Origin of the sequence: Gibbsiella quercinecans (assembly GCF_002291425.1) — a bacterium.
Taxonomy (GTDB): Bacteria; Pseudomonadota; Gammaproteobacteria; order Enterobacterales; family Enterobacteriaceae; genus Gibbsiella; species Gibbsiella quercinecans.
The window spans coordinates 5,098,923-5,117,784 of the sequence record NZ_CP014136.1 but is presented as its reverse complement, the minus strand read 5'-3'; the positions used below and the strand labels follow the sequence as shown (position 1 = coordinate 5,117,784).

The 18,862-nt window shown below is 62.0% G+C and carries 16 protein-coding genes; 8 read left to right on the top strand and 8 right to left on the bottom strand.

Going from position 1 to position 18,862, the window contains the following annotated elements; all coding sequences use genetic code 11:
• Positions 1-20: 20 nt before the first annotated feature.
• From ACN28Q_RS23255 to ACN28Q_RS23220, 8 genes are all read left to right on the top strand, one after another.
• Positions 21-893: an ABC transporter permease gene (locus tag ACN28Q_RS23255; RefSeq protein ID WP_095848502.1), complete on the top strand. Its 873-nt coding sequence runs from the start codon at positions 21-23 to the stop codon at positions 891-893.
• Complete coding sequence (locus tag ACN28Q_RS23250; protein WP_095848501.1) at positions 893-1,669, top strand: ABC transporter ATP-binding protein; 777 nt, start codon at positions 893-895, stop codon at positions 1,667-1,669. Before ACN28Q_RS23255 ends, ACN28Q_RS23250 begins: the two co-directional genes overlap by 1 nt.
• 4 nt (positions 1,670-1,673) lie before the next feature.
• Positions 1,674-2,996 (top strand): histidinol dehydrogenase, encoded by a 1,323-nt coding sequence (gene hisD, locus ACN28Q_RS23245; RefSeq protein WP_095848500.1) that lies wholly within the window; start codon positions 1,674-1,676, stop codon positions 2,994-2,996.
• 22 nt (positions 2,997-3,018) lie between these two features.
• Complete coding sequence (locus ACN28Q_RS23240) at positions 3,019-4,344, top strand: hypothetical protein (RefSeq protein WP_095848499.1); 1,326 nt, start codon at positions 3,019-3,021, stop codon at positions 4,342-4,344.
• Positions 4,341-5,330, top strand: coding sequence for a zinc-dependent alcohol dehydrogenase (locus tag ACN28Q_RS23235; RefSeq protein ID WP_095848498.1), 990 nt, complete (start codon positions 4,341-4,343; stop codon positions 5,328-5,330). Before ACN28Q_RS23240 ends, ACN28Q_RS23235 begins: the two co-directional genes overlap by 4 nt.
• A gap of 9 nt (positions 5,331-5,339) precedes the next feature.
• Complete coding sequence (locus tag ACN28Q_RS23230) at positions 5,340-6,122, top strand: SDR family NAD(P)-dependent oxidoreductase (protein WP_095848497.1); 783 nt, start codon at positions 5,340-5,342, stop codon at positions 6,120-6,122.
• A gap of 195 nt (positions 6,123-6,317) precedes the next feature.
• Positions 6,318-7,577 carry an MFS transporter gene (locus ACN28Q_RS23225; protein ID WP_095849173.1) on the top strand — a complete coding sequence of 420 codons (1,260 nt, stop codon included), beginning with the start codon at positions 6,318-6,320 and terminating at the stop codon, positions 7,575-7,577.
• Positions 7,574-9,016, top strand: a complete 1,443-nt coding sequence (locus ACN28Q_RS23220) for a glycoside hydrolase family 32 protein (RefSeq protein WP_095848496.1) — start codon at positions 7,574-7,576, stop codon at positions 9,014-9,016. The genes ACN28Q_RS23225 and ACN28Q_RS23220 overlap by 4 nt, the downstream gene beginning before the upstream one ends.
• Positions 9,017-9,048: 32 nt before the next feature.
• Here ACN28Q_RS23220 and ACN28Q_RS23215 read toward each other — a convergent pair whose 3' ends face one another.
• From ACN28Q_RS23215 to ACN28Q_RS23180, 8 genes are all read right to left on the bottom strand, one after another.
• Positions 9,049-10,050 carry a LacI family DNA-binding transcriptional regulator gene (locus tag ACN28Q_RS23215; RefSeq protein ID WP_095848495.1) on the bottom strand — a complete coding sequence of 334 codons (1,002 nt, stop codon included), beginning with the start codon at positions 10,048-10,050 and terminating at the stop codon, positions 9,049-9,051.
• Positions 10,051-10,212: 162 nt separating this feature from the next.
• A complete protein-coding gene (locus ACN28Q_RS23210) occupies positions 10,213-11,298 on the bottom strand; it encodes an iron-containing alcohol dehydrogenase family protein (RefSeq protein ID WP_095848494.1) in 1,086 nt (361 codons plus the stop codon).
• A 189-nt stretch (positions 11,299-11,487) separates the two neighbouring features.
• Positions 11,488-12,645, bottom strand: coding sequence for a histidinol-phosphate transaminase (hisC, locus tag ACN28Q_RS23205; protein ID WP_095848493.1), 1,158 nt, complete (start codon positions 12,643-12,645; stop codon positions 11,488-11,490).
• A gap of 7 nt (positions 12,646-12,652) precedes the next feature.
• On the bottom strand, positions 12,653-14,341 hold the full coding sequence (gene hutU, locus ACN28Q_RS23200; RefSeq protein WP_095848492.1) for a urocanate hydratase: 1,689 nt from the start codon (positions 14,339-14,341) through the stop codon (positions 12,653-12,655).
• A gap of 64 nt (positions 14,342-14,405) precedes the next feature.
• Positions 14,406-15,962: a histidine ammonia-lyase gene (hutH, locus tag ACN28Q_RS23195; protein WP_095848491.1), complete on the bottom strand. Its 1,557-nt coding sequence runs from the start codon at positions 15,960-15,962 to the stop codon at positions 14,406-14,408.
• 127 nt (positions 15,963-16,089) lie between these two features.
• On the bottom strand, positions 16,090-16,869 hold the full coding sequence (locus ACN28Q_RS23190) for an ABC transporter ATP-binding protein (RefSeq protein ID WP_095848490.1): 780 nt from the start codon (positions 16,867-16,869) through the stop codon (positions 16,090-16,092).
• Entirely contained in the window at positions 16,866-17,726 is an 861-nt protein-coding gene (locus ACN28Q_RS23185) for an ABC transporter permease (RefSeq protein WP_095849172.1), read from the bottom strand. The genes ACN28Q_RS23190 and ACN28Q_RS23185 overlap by 4 nt, the downstream gene beginning before the upstream one ends.
• A 17-nt stretch (positions 17,727-17,743) precedes the next feature.
• On the bottom strand, positions 17,744-18,724 hold the full coding sequence (locus ACN28Q_RS23180) for an ABC transporter substrate-binding protein (protein ID WP_095848489.1): 981 nt from the start codon (positions 18,722-18,724) through the stop codon (positions 17,744-17,746).
• Between the last annotated feature and the right edge of the window lie 138 nt (positions 18,725-18,862).

The following is an 18,862-nucleotide window of genomic DNA, read 5'->3' as shown; positions in this document are numbered from 1 at the left end:
TAACACCAGAGGAAACACCGATGAGTTCAGTGAAATTGGATGCGCCGGAGACGCGCGCCCAAGCGCGCCCACCCCATCTACCCAATCATAAAAAACGCCGATCCGCCGGCCTGTTTGTGATCGGCAAAACGCCCTCGCGCAAACTGTTCGTCAGCATTGCGGTGGCGGTATTCGCCCTGCTGCTGCTCAGTTGGTGGCTGGCCACCCGTAGCGGCGCGGTGCCGGCGATCTTTATGCCGACGCTGGGCAACGTTTGGCAGCGCATGATCAGCCTGGCGCAAGACGGCACACTGTGGAGCGATATCCGCAGCAGTCTGTATCGTATTTCCATCGCCTTTCTGATCTCATCGCTGATGTCGATCGTGATCGGCGTACTGGCCGGCTGCTATGGTTTTTTCAAGGCGATCACCGAGCCGCTGGTGGACTTCATCCGCTACATGCCGGTCGTCGCCTTTGTGCCGTTGACCATCCTGTGGACCGGCACCGACGACTTCCAGAAATTCCTGATTATCTGGATCGGCACCTTCTTCCAACAGGTATTGATGGTGATTGATGCGGTAAAACGCGTTCCGGGTGATTTTGTCGGCCTGGGGCGCACGCTCGGCATGCCGGATCGCAACATTCTGTTCAAAATCGTGCTGCCCGGCGCACTGCCGGAAATCTGGGATGCACTGCGCATCAGCCTGGGCTGGGCATGGACCTGGCTGGTGCTGGCCGAACTGGTTGCCTCCACCTCCGGGCTGGGCTACCGCATCGTGGTGTCGCAGCGTTTCTTCCAGACCGACACCATCATCGGCTACATCCTGCTGCTCGGCCTGCTTGGCCTGGTTACCGATCAGGTGATGCGCGCCGCAGAGCGCGTTCTGTTCCGTTACAACGCGAGGCGCAAATAATGGCTACCTTAACCATCAGCGGCCTGAACAAAAGCTTCCGGGTCGGCAAGGGCACGCGCCAGGTATTGCATAACATAGATCTGACGTTGGGCAACAACGAGTTCGTTTCCGTGGTCGGCAGCTCCGGCTGCGGCAAAAGCACCCTGCTTTCCATCGCCGCCGGGCTGGAGGATTTTGACGACGGCTGCGTGCGCGTCGACGGCGAGGATATCCGCGGGCCGGGCATCGATCGCGGCGTGGTGTTCCAGTCCTATACGTTGCTGCCGTGGCTGACGGCGCGGCAAAACATCGAATTCGCGCTCAAGGCCGCCGGCTATGCCCGGGCCGAATGCCGGGAGATCGCCGATAACCATCTGGCACTGGTGAACCTGACGCCGTTTGCCGACGCCTACCCCAACGAGCTTTCCGGCGGGATGAAACAACGGGTGGCGATCGCCCGGGCGCTGTCATACCGGCCGAAAATCCTGCTGATGGATGAGCCTTTCGGCGCGCTGGACGCCATGACGCGCCACCAGATGCAGCTGTTGCTGACGCGCATCTGGGAAACCCACCGCCTGACGGTGATGTTCGTCACCCACGATATTGAAGAGGCCGTGTATCTGTCGGATCGCATCGTGGTGATGGGGCCCGGCAACATCAACACCACCTTCCAGGTTGACTTGCCTCGCCCGCGCAGTGAAGAGATCAGCGCCGACATGCGCTACATCGAGCTGCAACGCCAGGTTCTAAAATCCATCCGGGAACAGGCTTCCCAACACGAATTTGCCCAGGAGTAAACGCATGACACAGACAGTGACCTTTCACGATCTTAGCGATTGCCAACAGTTGCCGGACGCGTTGTTTAAACGCACTGAAGCGGACCTGTCGTTCTTCATCGAACGGGTTCAACCGATTATCGCCGCCGTGCGCAGCGAAGGTGATGCGGCGCTGCGGCGTTTTGCCCGTGAATTCGACGGCGTGCAGGTTGAACAAATGGCGATCCGCGCCGAAGAGAGCGAATTTGAAGCCGCGTTTGCCCGGCTGGATCCCAAGGTGATCGAATCCATTTCCTTTGCGGCGGAAAATATCCGCGCCTTCCACCAGGCGCAAAAGCCCGAAGAAATGTGGTTGAAGGAGATGCAGCCCGGCGCCTTTGCCGGCGACCGGATGGTGCCGATCGACTCCGTAGCCTGCTATGTGCCGCGCGGTAAAGGTTCTTTCCCCAGCGTGCTGCTGATGACCACCATTCCTGCGGTGGTGGCCGGCGTGCCGCGTCCGGTGGTGATCACCCCGCCCGGCCCGGACGGCAAGGTGGACGACGCCACACTGGTGGCGGCCCGCCTGGTCGGTATCAAGGATATTTATAAGTGCGGCGGCGCCCAGGGCGTGGCGGCCGTGGCCTACGGTACGGAAACGGTGCCCAAGTGCCTGAAAATCGTCGGCCCCGGCAGCCCGTGGCTGGTTGCCGCCAAACGCCTGCTGGCGCAACATATCGATCCCGGCGTGCCGGCTGGCCCGAGCGAAAGCATTATACTGGCGGATGAAACCGCCAACGGCGCCCTGGCCGCGCTGGATCTGATCATCGAATCGGAACACGGCCCGGATTCCTCCGCCTGGCTGGTCACCTCCAGCCGCCAGGTAGCGGAACAGGCCATCGCCGCCCTGCCGGGCTACTGGGCGCAATTGGATGAAAAACGCGCCGGCTTTTCCCAGGCGGTGCTGGGCGGCGAACATGGCGGCGTGGTGTTGACCCGTGACTTCGCCACCGCCGTGGAGTTCGTCAACCAGTACGCGCCGGAGCACCTGGAAATTCTGGCGGAAGAACCGCTGGCGGTGATGGCGACAATCCGTAACGCCGGCGAGATTTTGCTCGGCAACTATACGCCGGTAACGCTGGGCAACTTTGTGCTGGGGCCGAACGCGGTGCTGCCCACCAACGCCGCGGCCAAAGTGGCCGGGCCGCTTTCGGTGTTCGACTATATGAAACGCATTTCCGTCGGTTACGTCACCCGCAGCGGTTATGACGCCCTGGCGGATAAGGCGCACGATTTTGCCGTGTACGAAGGTTTTACCGGCCATGCGCTGGCGGTATCTCCGTTACGCAAAACCCTGCTCGGCCGTTAACCCCAAACCCCGGGAGGTTGTGATGACCGATAATCCCATTCCCCAGCGTGAACCGCTGGCGGCCCAGGCGCGCGCCCTGACGCACGCCGGTGAATGGCAGCAGGCCGCCGCCAAACTGCGCCAGTTGGTCGGGGAGATTACCGGCGCGACGGTAACCCAGTTGGCCATCAACCGCGATCAGTACAGCCTGAACTCGCTGAACGGCACGCTGACGTTGGCCGATGGACGCGGGCTGTTCTTCAAGTATCACCATGAGGAAGGCGAAGATCACACCATCGAGGAGTATTACAACGCCGAGCTGCTGCGCGACAGCGGCTTTCGCGTCGACGTGCCGCTGTACGCCTGCGGTGAACCGGGGCGGCAGATCCTGCTGTACCGCCTGCGCCACGATCGGCGCCTGGCGGACGTTTGCCGCGAGATCGAACTGCATCAACGCTGGGACGACGCCGCGCCGGTGATTGCCGCCCAGCAACGCGCCGATCGGGAAATCCTGGCGCTGACCCTGCCGACGCTGCAGGCCGGCGAGCCTGGCGCAGTAGCACGAGAGCCGATCCACCAGTTGTTCCACCACCGGCTGGTCAGCCCTGGCGCCGCGCCCGGCTTCGGTGGCCGGGTGGCGCAGTTCTACGTCGGCCAAACGTTCACGCTGGCGCAGCTCACGCTGCCGTGGGCGCAGTTGAAAAACCTGCGCTGGCAGATAAACGGCATACTTTACCCGCATACGCTGGGGGAATTGCTGTTGCAGGCCGGCGAGCTGCTGGCACCGGCAAGGCTAGCGCAGCACGGCGTCGTCACCGCCCACGGCGACGCGCACAACGCCAACGTGTGGTATGAAACCGAACACCCGGAGCCGCAACTGGTGAGTTTCGATCCCGCCTTCGCCGGGCGCCATATCCCGGCGCTGCTGGCGGAGATCAAGGCCACGTTTCACAACATCTTTGCCCATCCGTTCTGGCTGTATGAACCCCAGCGCTGTGATGAGCGTTACCAAATCAACGTGCAGTTGCAAGGCGACCGCCTGCTGGTGGAACACAACTGGCAGTTGACGCCGCTGCGTGCGCCCTTCCTGCAAAGCAAAGGTGAAGGCTACTGGCGGCCATTATTGGCCGAGCTCAACGCCCGCGGTTGGCTGCCGGCCCACTGGCAACGGCTGATGCGGCTGGCGCTGTTCTGCTGCCCAACGCTGGTGTTGGATCTGCGCGACGGTGGCGGCGGTGGCCACAATGTCACCAGCTCGGCGCTGGGGTTCGCCATCGCCGTGATGCTGGGCAGCGAACCACTGGCCGGGGAGGATATCGCCAGCCGCTGGTTCAAGCTTATCGATCCGGCGAACGGCGGTGAAGCATGAAAGCCGCCCGTTTTTATGGCATTGGCGATCTGCGCATCGAACAGATCCCCCCGCCCGCCGCCCCGCCCGCCGACGGGGTGTGCCTGCGGGTGCTGGCGGCCGGCATTTGCGGCTCCGATCTGCACAACTTCCGCACCGGCCAGTGGATCGCCCAACTGCCGGTAACGCCGGGGCATGAGTTTTGTGGTGAAGTGCTGGCGATCGGCACCGCGGTGCGCGGGCTGGCGGTGGGCGATCGCGTGGTGGTGGATTCCCGCGCCTGCTGCCGCGTTTGCCCCGCTTGCCAGGCCGGGCGCAGCAACCTGTGCCCGCGGCTTGGCTTCGTCGGCGAAGTGTGTGACGGCGGCTTTGCCGAACTGGCCCTGTTGCCCGCATCCAGCTTGTTGAAGGTGCCGGCAACGCTGCCAGCGCCGATCGCCGCCCTCAGCGAACCGCTGGGGGTCGCATTGCGGGTGGTAAACCAACTTAACCCACCGCACGGCGCGCCGGTATTGGTCGCCGGCGGCGGCACCATCGGCGGGCTGGTCGCGCTGCTGCTGCACCATCTGCGCGCCTGCCCGCTGTTATTGGCCGAGCGCAACCCGCAACGCCTGGCGTTGCTGCAGCGCGTTCTGCCGCTGCAAGCGCTGGAATTAGGGCGCCCGCTGCCGCAGGCCATTGCTTTTGCCGTGGAAGCCACCGGCTCGGCCGGCGTGCTCAATCAGCTGATTGAACATATCGCCCCCGCCGGGCGCATCGCCATGGTCGGCCTGTTCCACGGCCAGGTGCCGATTGACGCCAACCGCCTGGTAGAACGTGAAATCACGTTGGTGGGCTGCAGCGTATTTGCCGACGAACAGCAACAGGCGATCGCGCTGCTGCCGCAGCTTGCCGATAAACTGGCGCAGTGGCTGTCGCCGCCGATTGCCCTCGACGCGCTGCCGCAGGCTTATCAAGCGTTGCTGGCCGGCGATGCCGCCGCGTTGAAAACCATCGTGGTGCCTTAAGGAGAAACTATGCAAAACGCAACTTTACCGCCTGGGCTGGCGCCGTTTTCACTGCAGGGCAAACGGGCGCTGGTAACCGGGGCGACGCGCGGCATCGGTCAGGCGCTGGCCATAGGGCTCGCCCAGGCCGGCGCGCAGGTGATCGTCGCCGGCCGCCAGCGTGCCGCACTGCAAGCGGTGGCGCAACAGTTGAACAATTGGGGCGAACATCCGCAGATGGTGCAACTGGACGTGCAGGATCCGGCGTCGATCCGCGCGGCGTTCGCCAGCCTGGCCGATAAACCGTTGGATATCTTGATCAACAACGCCGGTATTGAACAGGTGCGCCCGTCGCTGGAGGTTGACGAAGCGCTGTGGGACAACATCCTCAATACCAACCTGAAGGGGGCGTTTTTCTGCGCGCAGGCCGCCGCACGCTTAATGATGGCGCAGGGCAGCGGCAGCATCATCAACCTGTGTTCGCTGACCACCGCCGTTGGCGTGCCGGGCGCCACCGCTTATGGCGCATCGAAATCCGGGCTGGCGGGCATGACACGCGCGCTGGCCAGCGAATGGGCGCCCCATGGCATCCGGGTGAACGGCATCGGCCCCGGCTATTTCCAAACCGCCATGACCGAAGTGTTCTACCAGGACAGCGAATGGTGCAACGCCATGCAAAGCAAGATCCCGATTGGGCGCTTTGGCGAGCTGCAGGATCTCACCGGCGCCGCCATCTTCCTCGCCAGCCCGGCGGCCGCCTATATTACCGGGCAGATCCTTTACGTCGACGGCGGCTACCTGGCCAGCATCTAAACCCTGCCCCTGCGCTTATCTCTCGCCACGAGGGATAAGCGACGCCCATGATCAACACGTGATTTCGATCACATCGCAAAAATGTTAACGTTAACTTTTGTGATTAACATCGCAATCAGCTGCGATGGTATCTTTATCTCGTCAAAAGTTAACGTTAACAATAGAGCCAATCTCACTCATCAGGGCAACATCACCATGAACCGCGAAACCAAAAAGTACTATGTGCTCCTGAGCGGCCTGCTGTTTTTTTTCTTTTTTACCTGGTCGTCCAGTTTTTCACTGATTTCCATCTGGCTTAACCAAAAAATCGGGCTGAAAGGCGCCGAAACCGGTTTGATTTTCTCGGCCATTTCGCTGGTTGCCCTTTGTGCCCAGCCGCTGTACGGCTTTATTCAAGACAAGCTTGGCCTGCGCAAACATCTGCTGCAGTACCTGGGCGTGATGCTGCTGCTCACCGGGCCATTTTTTATTTACGTTTACGCGCCACTGCTGGCCATGAACCTGCTACTGGGCGCGCTGATCGGCGGGCTGTTTATCGGCGCCACCTTTTTTGCCGGCATCGGCGCGCTGGAATCCTATACCGAACGCGTCAGCCGTATCGTCGGCTTTGAATTTGGCCGCGCCCGCATGTGGGGCTCGCTCGGCTGGGCCTGCGCCACTTTCTTCGCCGGGTTTATTTTCAACATCAACCCCAACATTAACTTTTGGCTGGCTTCGGCTTCGGCAGTCGCGTTTCTGCTGCTGCTCAGCCAGGTGCGTGAGCTAAAACCCAATGCCATGGCCGGGTTGGAATACGGCAAGCCGGAAAATCTGCAGCTCAACGACGCGCTGGCGCTGCTGCGCCTGCCGGGATTTTGGGCGTTGGTGGTGTTTGTACTCGGCATCAGCGTGTACAACGTGTTCGATCAGCAGTTCTCGGTCTATTTCGCCTCACAGTTCCCAACCCACCAACAGGGCAACGAAATGTACGGCTTCCTCAATTCGCTGCAGGTGTTCCTGGAAGCCGGCGGGATGTTTCTGGCGCCCTTCCTGGTGAACCGCATCGGCGCTAAACAGGGCCTGCTGCTGGCTGGCGCCGTCATGGCGCTGCGGATGTTCGGTTCGGGGCTGGCCAGCGGCGCACTGATGATTTCCGCCATGAAGCTGTTGCACGCCGTTGAATTGCCGATCCTGCTGATCGCGCTGTTCAAATACATCGCCACCCGCTTCGACAGCCGGCTGTCTTCCACGTTGTATTTGGTGGGCTTCCAGTTCATCACCCAGGTGATGGCCAGCTTCCTGTCGCCGCTGGCCGGCCACGGCTATGACCATATCGGCTTTGCCGCCACCTATCTGCTGATGGGCTGTATGGTCGCCTTTACTACCCTGCTTTCCTGTTTCCTGCTGCGCGGCGATAACGCCGGGAAGGATGCACACTTTCAACCCACGATAAAATCAAGCGAGTCGATGCAATGAAAAATGCCTTACTGTCCGCCGATCATGCCGTTGAAGCCCTGCATGCTCAACGCCAGGATGATTACTATCCGCGTTTTCACCTGGCGGCGCAGGCCGGCTGGATTAACGATCCCAACGGCCTGATCTGCATCAACGGCGTGTACCACGCGTTTTATCAGCACCACCCTTTTGATGCGAACTGGGGGCCGATGCACTGGGGCCATGCCACCAGCCACGATTTGGTGCACTGGCAACATCAACCGATCGCGCTGGCGCCGGGCGATGAATTCGATAAAGACGGCTGTTTCTCCGGCTGCGCGGTGGACGATCGCGGCGTGCTGACGCTGATCTACACCGGCCACGTCTGGCTGGGCAAAGCAGGCGATGACGACCAGGTGCGCGAAGTTCAGTGCCTGGCCACCAGCAGCGACGGCGTGCACTTCGTCAAGCATGGCCCGGTGCTGTTGCCGCCAGACGGTATTCAGCACTTTCGCGATCCCAAAGTCTGGCAACAGGACGGCCAATGGTGGATGGTGGTCGGCGCCAAGGAAAACCAACTGGGCCAGGTGCGTCTCTATCGCTCGCACGATCTGCGTGCCTGGACATTCGAGCGCGTGCTGGCGCGCGCGCAAACCGCCGCTGAAGGGTATATGTGGGAATGCCCGGACTTCTTCCCGCTGGGCGAACGCCACCTGCTGATGTTTTCGCCACAGGGGCTGGCCCCCCACGGCTACCATAACCGTAACCGTTTCCAGAGCGGCTACCTGCTGGGCGACTGGCAACCGGGGCAGGCATTCACCCTCGACCAGCCGTTCCGCGAGATGGACGCCGGGCACGATTTCTATGCGCCGCAGTCTTTCACCGCGGCCGATGGGCGCCGCATGCTGTTCGGCTGGATGGATATGTGGGAATCGCCGATGCCAAGCAAAGCCCACGGCTGGGCCGGCGCGCTTACCCTGCCGCGCGAGCTTTCGCTGGATACGGATGGCAGCGTGTTAATGAACCCGGCGCGGGAGTTGCGTGCGCTGCGCGGCGAAACCCAGTCATTCGGCGCTGCGCAGTTGCGTAACCAGCGCCTGGTGCTGGGCGCCGCGCTTCAGGAGCTGGCGCTGACGGTGGATACTGCGGCGAGCGATGCGGAGCGTTACGGTGTCACCATCGGCAACGCCGCTCGGTTGTATATCGATAACCAGGCGCAGCGGCTGGTTCTGGAGCGGTTTAGCGATGAGCCGGGGCTGTGCGGCTGCCGCAGCGTACCGCTGCCACCGGCGGGAAACATGCAGCTACAGGTGTTTATCGATCGCTCTTCCGTCGAGGTATTCGTCAACCAGGGCCGCGCCTGCCTGACCAGCCGCATCTATCCGGCCGACGGTGAGCGCACCATCAGTATGTTTGCCGAAAGCGGCGCGGCGGCCTTCGGCGAACTTCACGCCTGGGCGCTCGGCAGCATCTGGGAATAATCCCTTTCCCGCCCTCATCGGCGGGAACCCCATCACAGCGATGCCCGCAATAACAGCGGGCAAGCCACCTTCACGGTTTGCCGGTGCTCAAGCTGATTGATCAGATGCAAAGCCGCCTGGCGGCCCAACTCATAATGCGGCAACTGCACCGTAGTCAGCGGCGGTTGGAACAGCTCGCCGATGCCGACCATATTGTCATACCCCAACACCCCAACCTGCTGCGGGATCTGCCAGCCTTGTGCCAGCAGCGTCTGGTAGACCAAAAACGCCACCCGATCGTTGCCGCACACCACCACGTCGCAATCACGCTTGCCCGGCGAAAAATGGCGCGCCAACAGCGCCAGGCTGTCGAGATAGTGGCCATCACCTTCGCTAAGATCCAAATGGTATTGCTTAAGCTGGACAACGTCACCGCTGGCCTCGCGCCAGGCGCGCTCCAGCCCGCGGCGGCGCAGCCCGGCGGCCGGGATGCCCTCCGGCAGATGGATACACAACGGCGCGCGATAGCCTTTGGCGATCAGCGCTTTCATCGCGTCATACTGGCCTTGTTCATCATCGGGAATGTAGCTGGCGATAGCGTTGCCAGGGCTGGTACAGTTGGCCAGCACCAGGCGTTTATCCAGCAGTTTCGGCGGCACCGTCACCTGCCGCAGCCCCATGGTGGTAAAGATCACCCCATCCGGCCGGTGCGCCAGCAGCAAATCAATGGTTTTTTCTGCACTGTCGTCGGCAAACAGGTTGACGACAAAGCTGTTCCAGCCGTGTTCGCGCGCGGTTTTTTCAATCGACAGGATGATTTCAACGGAAAACGGCGTGGTGGCGGTATCCAATGCCAGTACGCCGATAGTTTGCATCCGGCTGCGATCGCCGCGGATGCGCCGGGCGGAGAGATCCGGCACATACTCGAGCCGATCAATGGCCTGCTTCACACGTTGATAGGTTTCGGGGCGCAGTTTATCGGGTTCGTTGATCGCACGGGAAACCGTCATCAACGACACACCAGCCAGTTTTGCAACGTCTTTCAGCGAGGCCATTCACCCTTCTCCAAGTGGGATACACGCGCGCTATGGCGCGTTACCGGCCTGCTGACGATCAACTACATCGCCGCCTTCCGGCAACACGCGTTATTTCGCGTATCAAGGGCGAAATAATCCCACAAATCGGCCCGCAGCTCTAGGCTGGTTAAACCGCTAACGTTACAGCCGCTGCGCCAGCGCGTGCACCCGCTGGATGGCCTGGGCCACCTGTACCGACGTGACCGGCTGCGGCATATTGGCCATATCCGGCGCATCCACCGCCGCAGCCACAATGGCGTCGATCTCGTCCGCGGTCAGATCGTCGGCGATCTGCGCCATGTGCAGCGGGATATTACAGGCTTGCGCCAGTTTCAGCGCCTCCAGCAGCTCTTCGTCGCTGCGTTGTTCGATCGCCAGCAGGCACAGGTTGCCATACCCTACCAACAGGCCGTGGCCGAAATCGCGGGTTTTGTCGCAAACGGTGAAGCCTTCAAACAGCGCATGCGCCGCGGCGGCATGGGCACCACTGCCCATCAGCGATGTCAGCCCGGCGAACAGGAAGATGGCGTCCAGCACCTGCTCCAGCTCCGGCGTGGCTTCCCCGCGCTCCGCCGCCTGGCTGGCCGCGGCGCCGTAGGTTTCAATCAATTGGTAGCAAATACGGCTATTGGCCTGCGCCGCCAGCGCCATCCCGCCCACTGCGCCGTTACGGCTGATGGCGCGGTATTCATACCATTTAGCCAGAGTATCCCCCAGCCCGGCAGCCAGCCAGCGCGTCGGCGCCTGGGCCAGCAGTTGGCTGTCGATCACCACCGCCACCGGCGAGTTCGCCAGGTGCAGCATGTCGCGGAAATGCCCGTCGGGGTAATAGCGCACGGTCAGCGGCGTTACCGCCGCACAGGTGGCGGCAATGGTGGGAACGGTAATCACCGGCAAGGCGCAAAGATTACCGACCGCTTTGCCGGTGTCCTGTGCTTTACCGCCGCCGGCGATAATCAGCACCTGTGCCTTTTCAGCCCGGGCCTGCGCCGCCAGGCGGTTAATGTTTTGCTCGGTGCACTCGCCGCCGAAATGTTCGCTGGCCACCAACTCCACCGCCGCGGCCCGCAGGCAATTACCGATGGTCGCCTCCGTCACCGCCAGCGCCCGTTCGCCGCCAATCAGCATGGCACGCGAACCGTAATCCGCGCACAGTGTTCCGATCTCTTCCAACGCCCCGGCGCCGCGCACGATGCGCGCCGGAAAAGCGATTTGTGTTACAGACATGCGACTTCCCTCCAGCCAACCTGTGGCCGCAAGCCAATAAGGCTTGCGTGCTGCGCGCGGCGCCGGCCTGGCGGCGCCCACGCGCGAACGATAATCATACTGTACCTTCCCGCCTCGGCGACCGCCGCATGCGCGACGTTCACCGGCACCACCAGCCTATCACAACCGGCTGGTCATACTGCGTTAACCTTACGCCATTTTGATCTGGCTCTGGGCGGCGGCCAGCACCTGCGCCAGCGCCGCCAGAAAGCGCCGGTTATCTTCCGCGCTGCCGATCGAGACCCGCAGGAACTGCTGATAACCGGGCTCACGCCAGGGTTTGACGATAATGCCGTGCGCCAGCAGCGCTTCTGCGATTTCTGTGCTGGGATGGCCGCAGTCAAAAAACAGGAAGTTGGCGTATGAGGGCGCCACTTTTAGCCCCATGTCGCGCAGTTTGGCCGCCATGGCGCTGCGCGCGGTGCTGACCCAGGCCACGCTGTAGGCCACATGATCGCGATCGCGCAGTGCCGCCAGCGCCGCGCTTTGCGCCGAACGGTTGATATTGAACGGCGTGCGCACCCGGTCCAGCAACCCGATCAGCTCGGCATCGCAGGCCATGCCGTAGCCCACGCGCAACCCCGCCAGCCCATAGGCCTTCGAGCAGGTGCGCAGCACGATCCACGGCCGGGGCTGCTGCGGCAACAGTGACAGGCTATCCGGGTAGTCCGCCTCGTGTGCGCAGTACTCATAATAGGCTTCGTCGATCACCAACAGGCAATCCTGCGGCACCGCGTCGAGCAGTTGCAGGAACACGTCGCGCCCCAGCATGCAGCCCACCGGGTTCGACGGGTTGCTGAACACCACCATTTTGGCCGGTTGCTGCAGCGCCTGGCGCCAGGCGGCCAGATCGAACTCCAACTCCCCGCTGACCGGCACCATAGTGACTTCAGCGCCCATCATGCGCGGGTATATCTCATGCAGGCCGAATGACGGCAGCAACGTCACCACCCGATCGCCCGGATTGATAAAGGCCAGGCACAGCATCTCAAGGATGTTTTCCGAACCGTTGCCCACCACGATCTGCGCAGACGGCACGCCGGTTTGCCCGGCGATTTCCGCCCGCAGCGCCAGGCTGTTGGGATCCGGATACACCCCGCTGTCGCGGCTCGACGCGTGTAACGCCAGTTGCACCTGGGGGCTGGCGCCGAGCGGGTTTTCATTGCTCGCCAAGCGCGCGATATCAGTGACACCGTAACGTTCACGCACGGCGTCGCTGGAAAGCCCGGCGTTATAAACGCCGAGCGCGCTGGCCTGCTGGCGGGCCAGGCGGCGCACCGCCTGCGCCGTGGCTGAAAGCGTCTCCATTCTCACCTCACAGGTTAAGCAGCGGCAAATTCAGCTGATGTTGTTCGGCACAGGCAACGGCGCTGTCGTAACCGGCGTCCGCATGGCGCATGACGCCGGTGGCCGGATCGTTCCACAGCACGCGGGCCAAGCGTTTATCCGCATCTTCGCTGCCGTCGCAGACAATCACCATCCCGGCATGCTGGGAGAAGCCCATGCCGACTCCGCCGCCGTGGTGCAGGCTGACCCAGGTTGCCCCGCCCGCGGTGCTCAACAAGGCATTGAGCAACGGCCAGTCAGACACCGCATCGGAACCGTCGCGCATCGCTTCGGTTTCACGATTGGGGGATGCCACCGAGCCACAGTCCAGGTGATCGCGGCCGATGACGATCGGCGCTTTCAGCTCGCCCGTGCGCACCATTTCGTTGAAGGCCAGCCCCGCCAGATGGCGTTCGCCCAGCCCCAGCCAGCAGATACGTGAAGGCAGCCCCTGGAAGGCAATACGCTGCCGGGCCATATCCAGCCAGTTATGCAGGTGAACGTTATCTGGAAACAGTTCTTTCAGCTTGGCGTCGGTTTTGTAGATATCCTCGGGATCGCCAGACAGCGCCACCCAGCGGAACGGGCCTTTCCCTTCGCAGAACAGCGGGCGAATATAGGCCGGCACAAATCCAGGGAAATCAAACGCGTTGCTCACCCCTTCCTCCAATGCGACCTGGCGAATATTGTTGCCGTAGTCCACGGTCGGTACGCCCATCTCATGGAACGCCAGCATCGCCTTAACGTGCACCGCCATCGACTGGCGCGCCGCACTCACCACGCTTTGCGGATCGCTGTTGCGAGCCGCTTGCCAGTGCTCGACGCTCCAGCCGGCCGGCAGATAGCCATTGAGCGGATCGTGGGCGGAGGTTTGATCGGTCACGATGTGCGGGCGTGGGCCGCCGTTGGCCGCGCGCTGCGCCAGCAACGGCAGAATTTCCGCCGCATTGCCCAGCAGCCCCACCGAAATGGCTTCGCCCTTGGCGCAGGCCTGTTCAATCAGCGCCAGCGCTTCGTCCAGATCGTCGCATTTATGATCGAGGTAACGGGTACGCAGACGGAAATCGATACGTGATTCCTGGCATTCGATCGCCAGCACGCTGGCGCCGGCCAGCACCCCGGCCAGTGGCTGCGCGCCGCCCATGCCGCCCAAACCGGCGGTCAGGATCCACTTGCCGCGCAGATCGCCGCCGTAATGCTGGCGCCCCGCTTCAGCAAAGGTTTCGTAGGTGCCCTGCACGATGCCCTGCGCGCCGATATAGATCCAGGAGCCGGCGGTCATCTGGCCATACATCATTAGCCCGGCCTTATCCAGCTCATGAAAATGCGCCCAGTTGGCCCAGTGTGGCACCAGGTTGGAGTTGGCAATCAGCACGCGCGGCGCATCGCTGTGGGTTTTGAACACGCCGACCGGCTTGCCGGATTGCACCAGCAGCGTTTCGTCCGGGTTAAGCGCCCGCAGGCTGGCCAGGATCGCTTCAAAGCACGGCCAGTTACGCGCCGCTTTACCGATGCCGCCGTACACCACCAAATCCTGCGGGCGCTCGGCGACGTCGGGATCCAGGTTGTTCTGGATCATGCGGTAGGCGGCTTCGATCAGCCAGTTTTTGCAATGCAGTTCGGTGCCCTGCGGCGCACGCACTTCCCGTGCCACGGCATTTTTGATCGTATCGTTCATGGTAAATCCTTAACGAGTGAGTCAATGACTTCACCGCCAGCGCCCGGCCGGCGGTACAAGAAAATTACAGCGCGCCGTAGCTTGGCAGAATCGCGCTAACGGCCTGCGGCCAATGCCCAGCGGTGGCCCAATGGCGCATAGCTTCCACGTCCGGCGCCATCAGGCGATCCTGTTCGAGGAAAGGCACCTGTTCGCGGATCGCCGCCAGTTGCTGTTCCAGCAACGCGGAGCTGCGTAATGGCCGGTGGAAATCGATCCCCTGCGCGGCGGCCATCGCTTCAACGCCCACCACCACGGCGGTGTTGAAGCACATATCCCCCAACCGACGGGCGGCATAGGTCGCCATGGAGACGTGGTCTTCCTGGTTGGCGGAGGTCGGCAGGCTGTCGACGCTGCCCGGGTGCGCCAACGATTTGTTCTCGGAGGCCAACGCCGCAGCGGTGACCTGTGCAATCATAAAGCCGGAGTTGATGCCGCCTTCCTTCACCAGGAACGGCGGCAGGCCGGACAGCCCGGTATCCAGCAGCAGCGCCAGCCGGCGCTCGGAAATGGCGCCGATTTCCGCTACCGCCAGCGCGATAATGTCGGCGGCGAACGCCACCGGTTCGGCGTGGAAGTTACCGCCGGAGATCACATCGCCGTTATCGGTGAACACCAGCGGGTTGTCCGACGCGGCGTTCGCCTCAATGCGCAGCACCCGGGCCGCGTGCAGCAGATTGTCCAGGCACGCCCCCATCACCTGCGGCACACAGCGGATGGAGTACGGATCCTGCACCCGGCCGCAATCCACGTGCGAACATACGATGCTGCTGTCGGCCAGCAATGCGCTGACCGCCTGCGCCACGGCGATCTGCCCGGCCTGGCCGCGCGCCTGGTGAATACGCGGATCAAACGGTTTAACCGAGCCTTTGATCGCTTCCAGCGACAGTGCGCCGGCCACCAGCCCGGCGGCGAACACCTGTTCAGCTTCAAACAGCCCGCGCAGCGCCAACGAGGTAGACACCTGGGTGCCGTTGAGCAGCGCCAGCCCCTCTTTCGGCCCCAGCTCAAACGGTTCCAGCCCGACCCTGGCAAGCCCTTCGACGGCGCTGCAACGCTGGCCGTCAACGGTGACGTCACCCACGCCGATCAGCATCTGCGCCAGGTGGGCCAGCGGCGCCAAATCCCCCGAGGCGCCCACCGAGCCTTTTTCCGGGATGCACGGCATCACGCCGGCGTTGAACAGTGCCAGCAGCGCATCAATAACGGCGATGCGAATGCCGGAGTGGCCGCGTGCCAGGCTGATGATTTTGGTCGCCATGATCAGGCGCGCCACGTTGTCCGGCAGCATGTTGCCCACGCCAACGCTGTGCGAGAGCACCAGGTTGCGCTGCAGTTCTGATAACCGCTGCGCCGGGATGCGCGTTTGCGCCAGTTTGCCAAAGCCGGTGTTAATGCCGTACACCACTTTGCCCTGCTCGAGGATCTGCGTTACCGCCTGCGCAGCCAGCTCGACCGCGCCGCGGGCACTTTCCGCCAATGCCAGTTTGACGCCGCCGCGATAGATGGCGCGCAACGTATCCAGCTCAACCTGCCCTGGGTGTAGTTCAACCACGCTTACTTCTTGTTTGGTTGGCAACATAGTCTATTCCTGTATATACAAGTACACGTAAAAACTATCCCGACGAATCGGGCTTGTTGATGCGGCTGGCGGCGCCTGCGTACGCGTTAACGCACTGCCGGGCGCCACCCCGTTGGCCTGTTGGGCCTTAATGCATGCTTTGCAGCGTTTCGCTGCGGATCTCTTCCGTGACCCGCGCCTTGATGGCCATAAACTCCGGCGACGTTTTCAGGGTGTAATCACGCGGGTGTGGGAAGTTGACCGGCACTTCGGTTTTGATCCGCCCCGGCCGCGCACTGAAGATAGCCACCTTGTTAGCCATGAAGATCGCTTCGTCGATATCATGGGTGACGAACAGCACTGTCTTGCGGGACGCTTCCCAAATATTGAGCAACAGTTCCTGCATCATCACCCGCGTCTGGTTGTCCAGCGCGCCGAACGGCTCGTCCATTAACAGAATTTTCGGATCGTTGGCCAGCGCGCGGGCAATTGCCGTGCGCTGCTGCATGCCGCCGGACAGTTGGCGCGGGTAGTGGTGCTCAAAACCGCGCAGCCCGACTTTGTTGATGAAGTAGTCGCTGCGTTCTTTCTGCTGGGCCAGGCCCACACCGCGCTCCTGCAGGCCAAAGCGGATGTTCTGCTCCACGGTCAGCCAGGGGAACAGCGTATAGCTTTGGAACACCATGCCGCGATCGGCGCCCGGCCCTTCGACCAACTGGCCGTCCAGCCACACTTCGCCCTGGGTTGGGCTGTCCAGCCCGGCGATGATGCGCAGCAAGGTGGATTTGCCGCAGCCAGAGGGGCCGAGAATGGTGATGAAGTCATTCTCCTGCACCTGGTAATTAATCGGCAATAGCGCCTGGGTCTGCTCGCCGTGCGGGCCGGCGAAGATGCGCGATACGTTCCTGACATTGAGTTTACTGTTCATCGCAGTGAGCTCCAGACAAACAGGCGCTGGTTAGCCGCCTTGAATAACAGATCGGACAGCAAGCCAATACAGCCGATAACGATAATGCCGAAGATAATCTGCCCGGTATTGAGCAACGCCTGGCTGTCGACAATCATATGGCCGATACCGCTGGAAGAGCCGATAAGCTCCGCCACAATAACGTAGGTCCAGGCCCAGCCCAGCACCAGGCGCAACAGTTCGGCAATCTCCGGCGCGGCGCCGGGGATCAGCACCCGGCGCACCACGCTGCGGTTAGACGCGCCCAGCGTATAGGCGGCTTCGACCAGATCGCGGCGGGCGGAACCCACCACCACGGCCACCATCAGCACAATCTGGAAAAACGAGCCGATGAAAATCACCAGGATTTTCTGCATTTCGCCGATGCCGGCCCACAGGATCAGCAGTGGGATAAACGCCGAAGCCGGCAGATAGCGGCAGAAAGAAACAAACGGCTCCAGAAAGGCTTCGATCAGCTTGTACGATCCCATCAGGATGCCCAACGGCACGGCGATCACCGCCGCCAGCAGGAAACCGCTTAGCACGCGGAACACCGTCATGCCGATATCCAACGAAAAATTATATTCGGTGAACAGCAGGATGCCTTCGTGCACCATGGTGAGCGGATCGGCCAGGAAGGTGGGCGACACCACGCCGGCGAAGGTCGTCAGCCCCCATACCGCAACGAACAGTACGAAGAACGCCAGGCCAAGGAACCAGCGCAACCGCGTCGCGACGGGCCGCAGCGGCACCATCATCGGGTTATGCCAGTGCGGCTTGGCCGGCGGCAACGCCTGTGGTTCACGTTCTACGGCCTGCTGGCTGACGGTTGAATTCATATCAGTCTTCCCCATAATCATTGCACGTAGCTGGCGTCATACAGCGTGTTGATATCCGGCACCTTGCGGATCACCCGCATTTCCAACAGCAGCGCCGCCGCTTCTTTACTGAAATCAGCCAACTCGCCGGCAAAGAACTTGCGGTTCTGCTCGCGATCCTGCCAACGCAGATAGCTGGCGGATTCGGCGAACTGCTTGCCGCTCGATTTCACCGCAGCGCCCATGATTTCATACGATTTATCCGGCTCGGCCTTGATCATATCCAGCGCGTCGAAGTAGCTTTTGACGATCGCTTTCGCCGCCTGCGGGTTCTTTTTCAGGAAGTCCGGCGTACAACCGAGGGTATCCATCACCATCGGGTAATCGAGTGTGGTGACCAGGATCTTGCCCTGCGCCGGGTTCTGGCGCACCGTCGACAGGTACGGTTCATAGGTCATCGCCGCGTCGTTCTGCCCGGCGTTGAACGCCTGGGCCGCCGCCTGTGGCGACAACGTGGCCAGCTTGACGTCTTTGAGCGTCATGTTGTTTTTATCCAGGATCCAGGCCAGTGCAAAATAAGACGAGGTGCCCGGGGCATCCACGCCGATAGTTTTGCCTTTCAGCTCCGCCACGCTGTTGATGCCGTTACGCACCGCCAGGCCATCGGCGCCATAGGATTTATCCAACTGCACGATTTGGGTCAGCGGCACGCCGTTGGCGTTCCAGGCGACGTAGGTTTCCACCGTGGTCGCCGCACACTGCACGGCGCCGGATGCAATCGCCAGGTGGCGATCTTTTTGCGGGATCATTTTCAGATCCACATCCACGCCGTTTTTCTTGAAGATCCCGGCCTTATCCGCCAACGTCAACGGGGCAAACCCAGTCCAGCCGGAGATGCCGATGGCCACTGGCGTATTGGCAGCCTGCGCCGCAGTCACCAACAACCCGGAAAACCCAATAGCCGCTCCCAGCGCTGAAAATTTCCTGACTGCCGTTCTTACGGAAAAAGTCTTGCTCATACTGCGCTCCTGTTGTGCTGTGCCGATAAACCCACCCGGACGGGCGGGAAAATGCATCTGTATATTCTTGTCTATACAAGTGCATCTATACAGCAAGCAAGATGTGCGCCAAAAACGCAAACGGCCTCAAATGCTGGA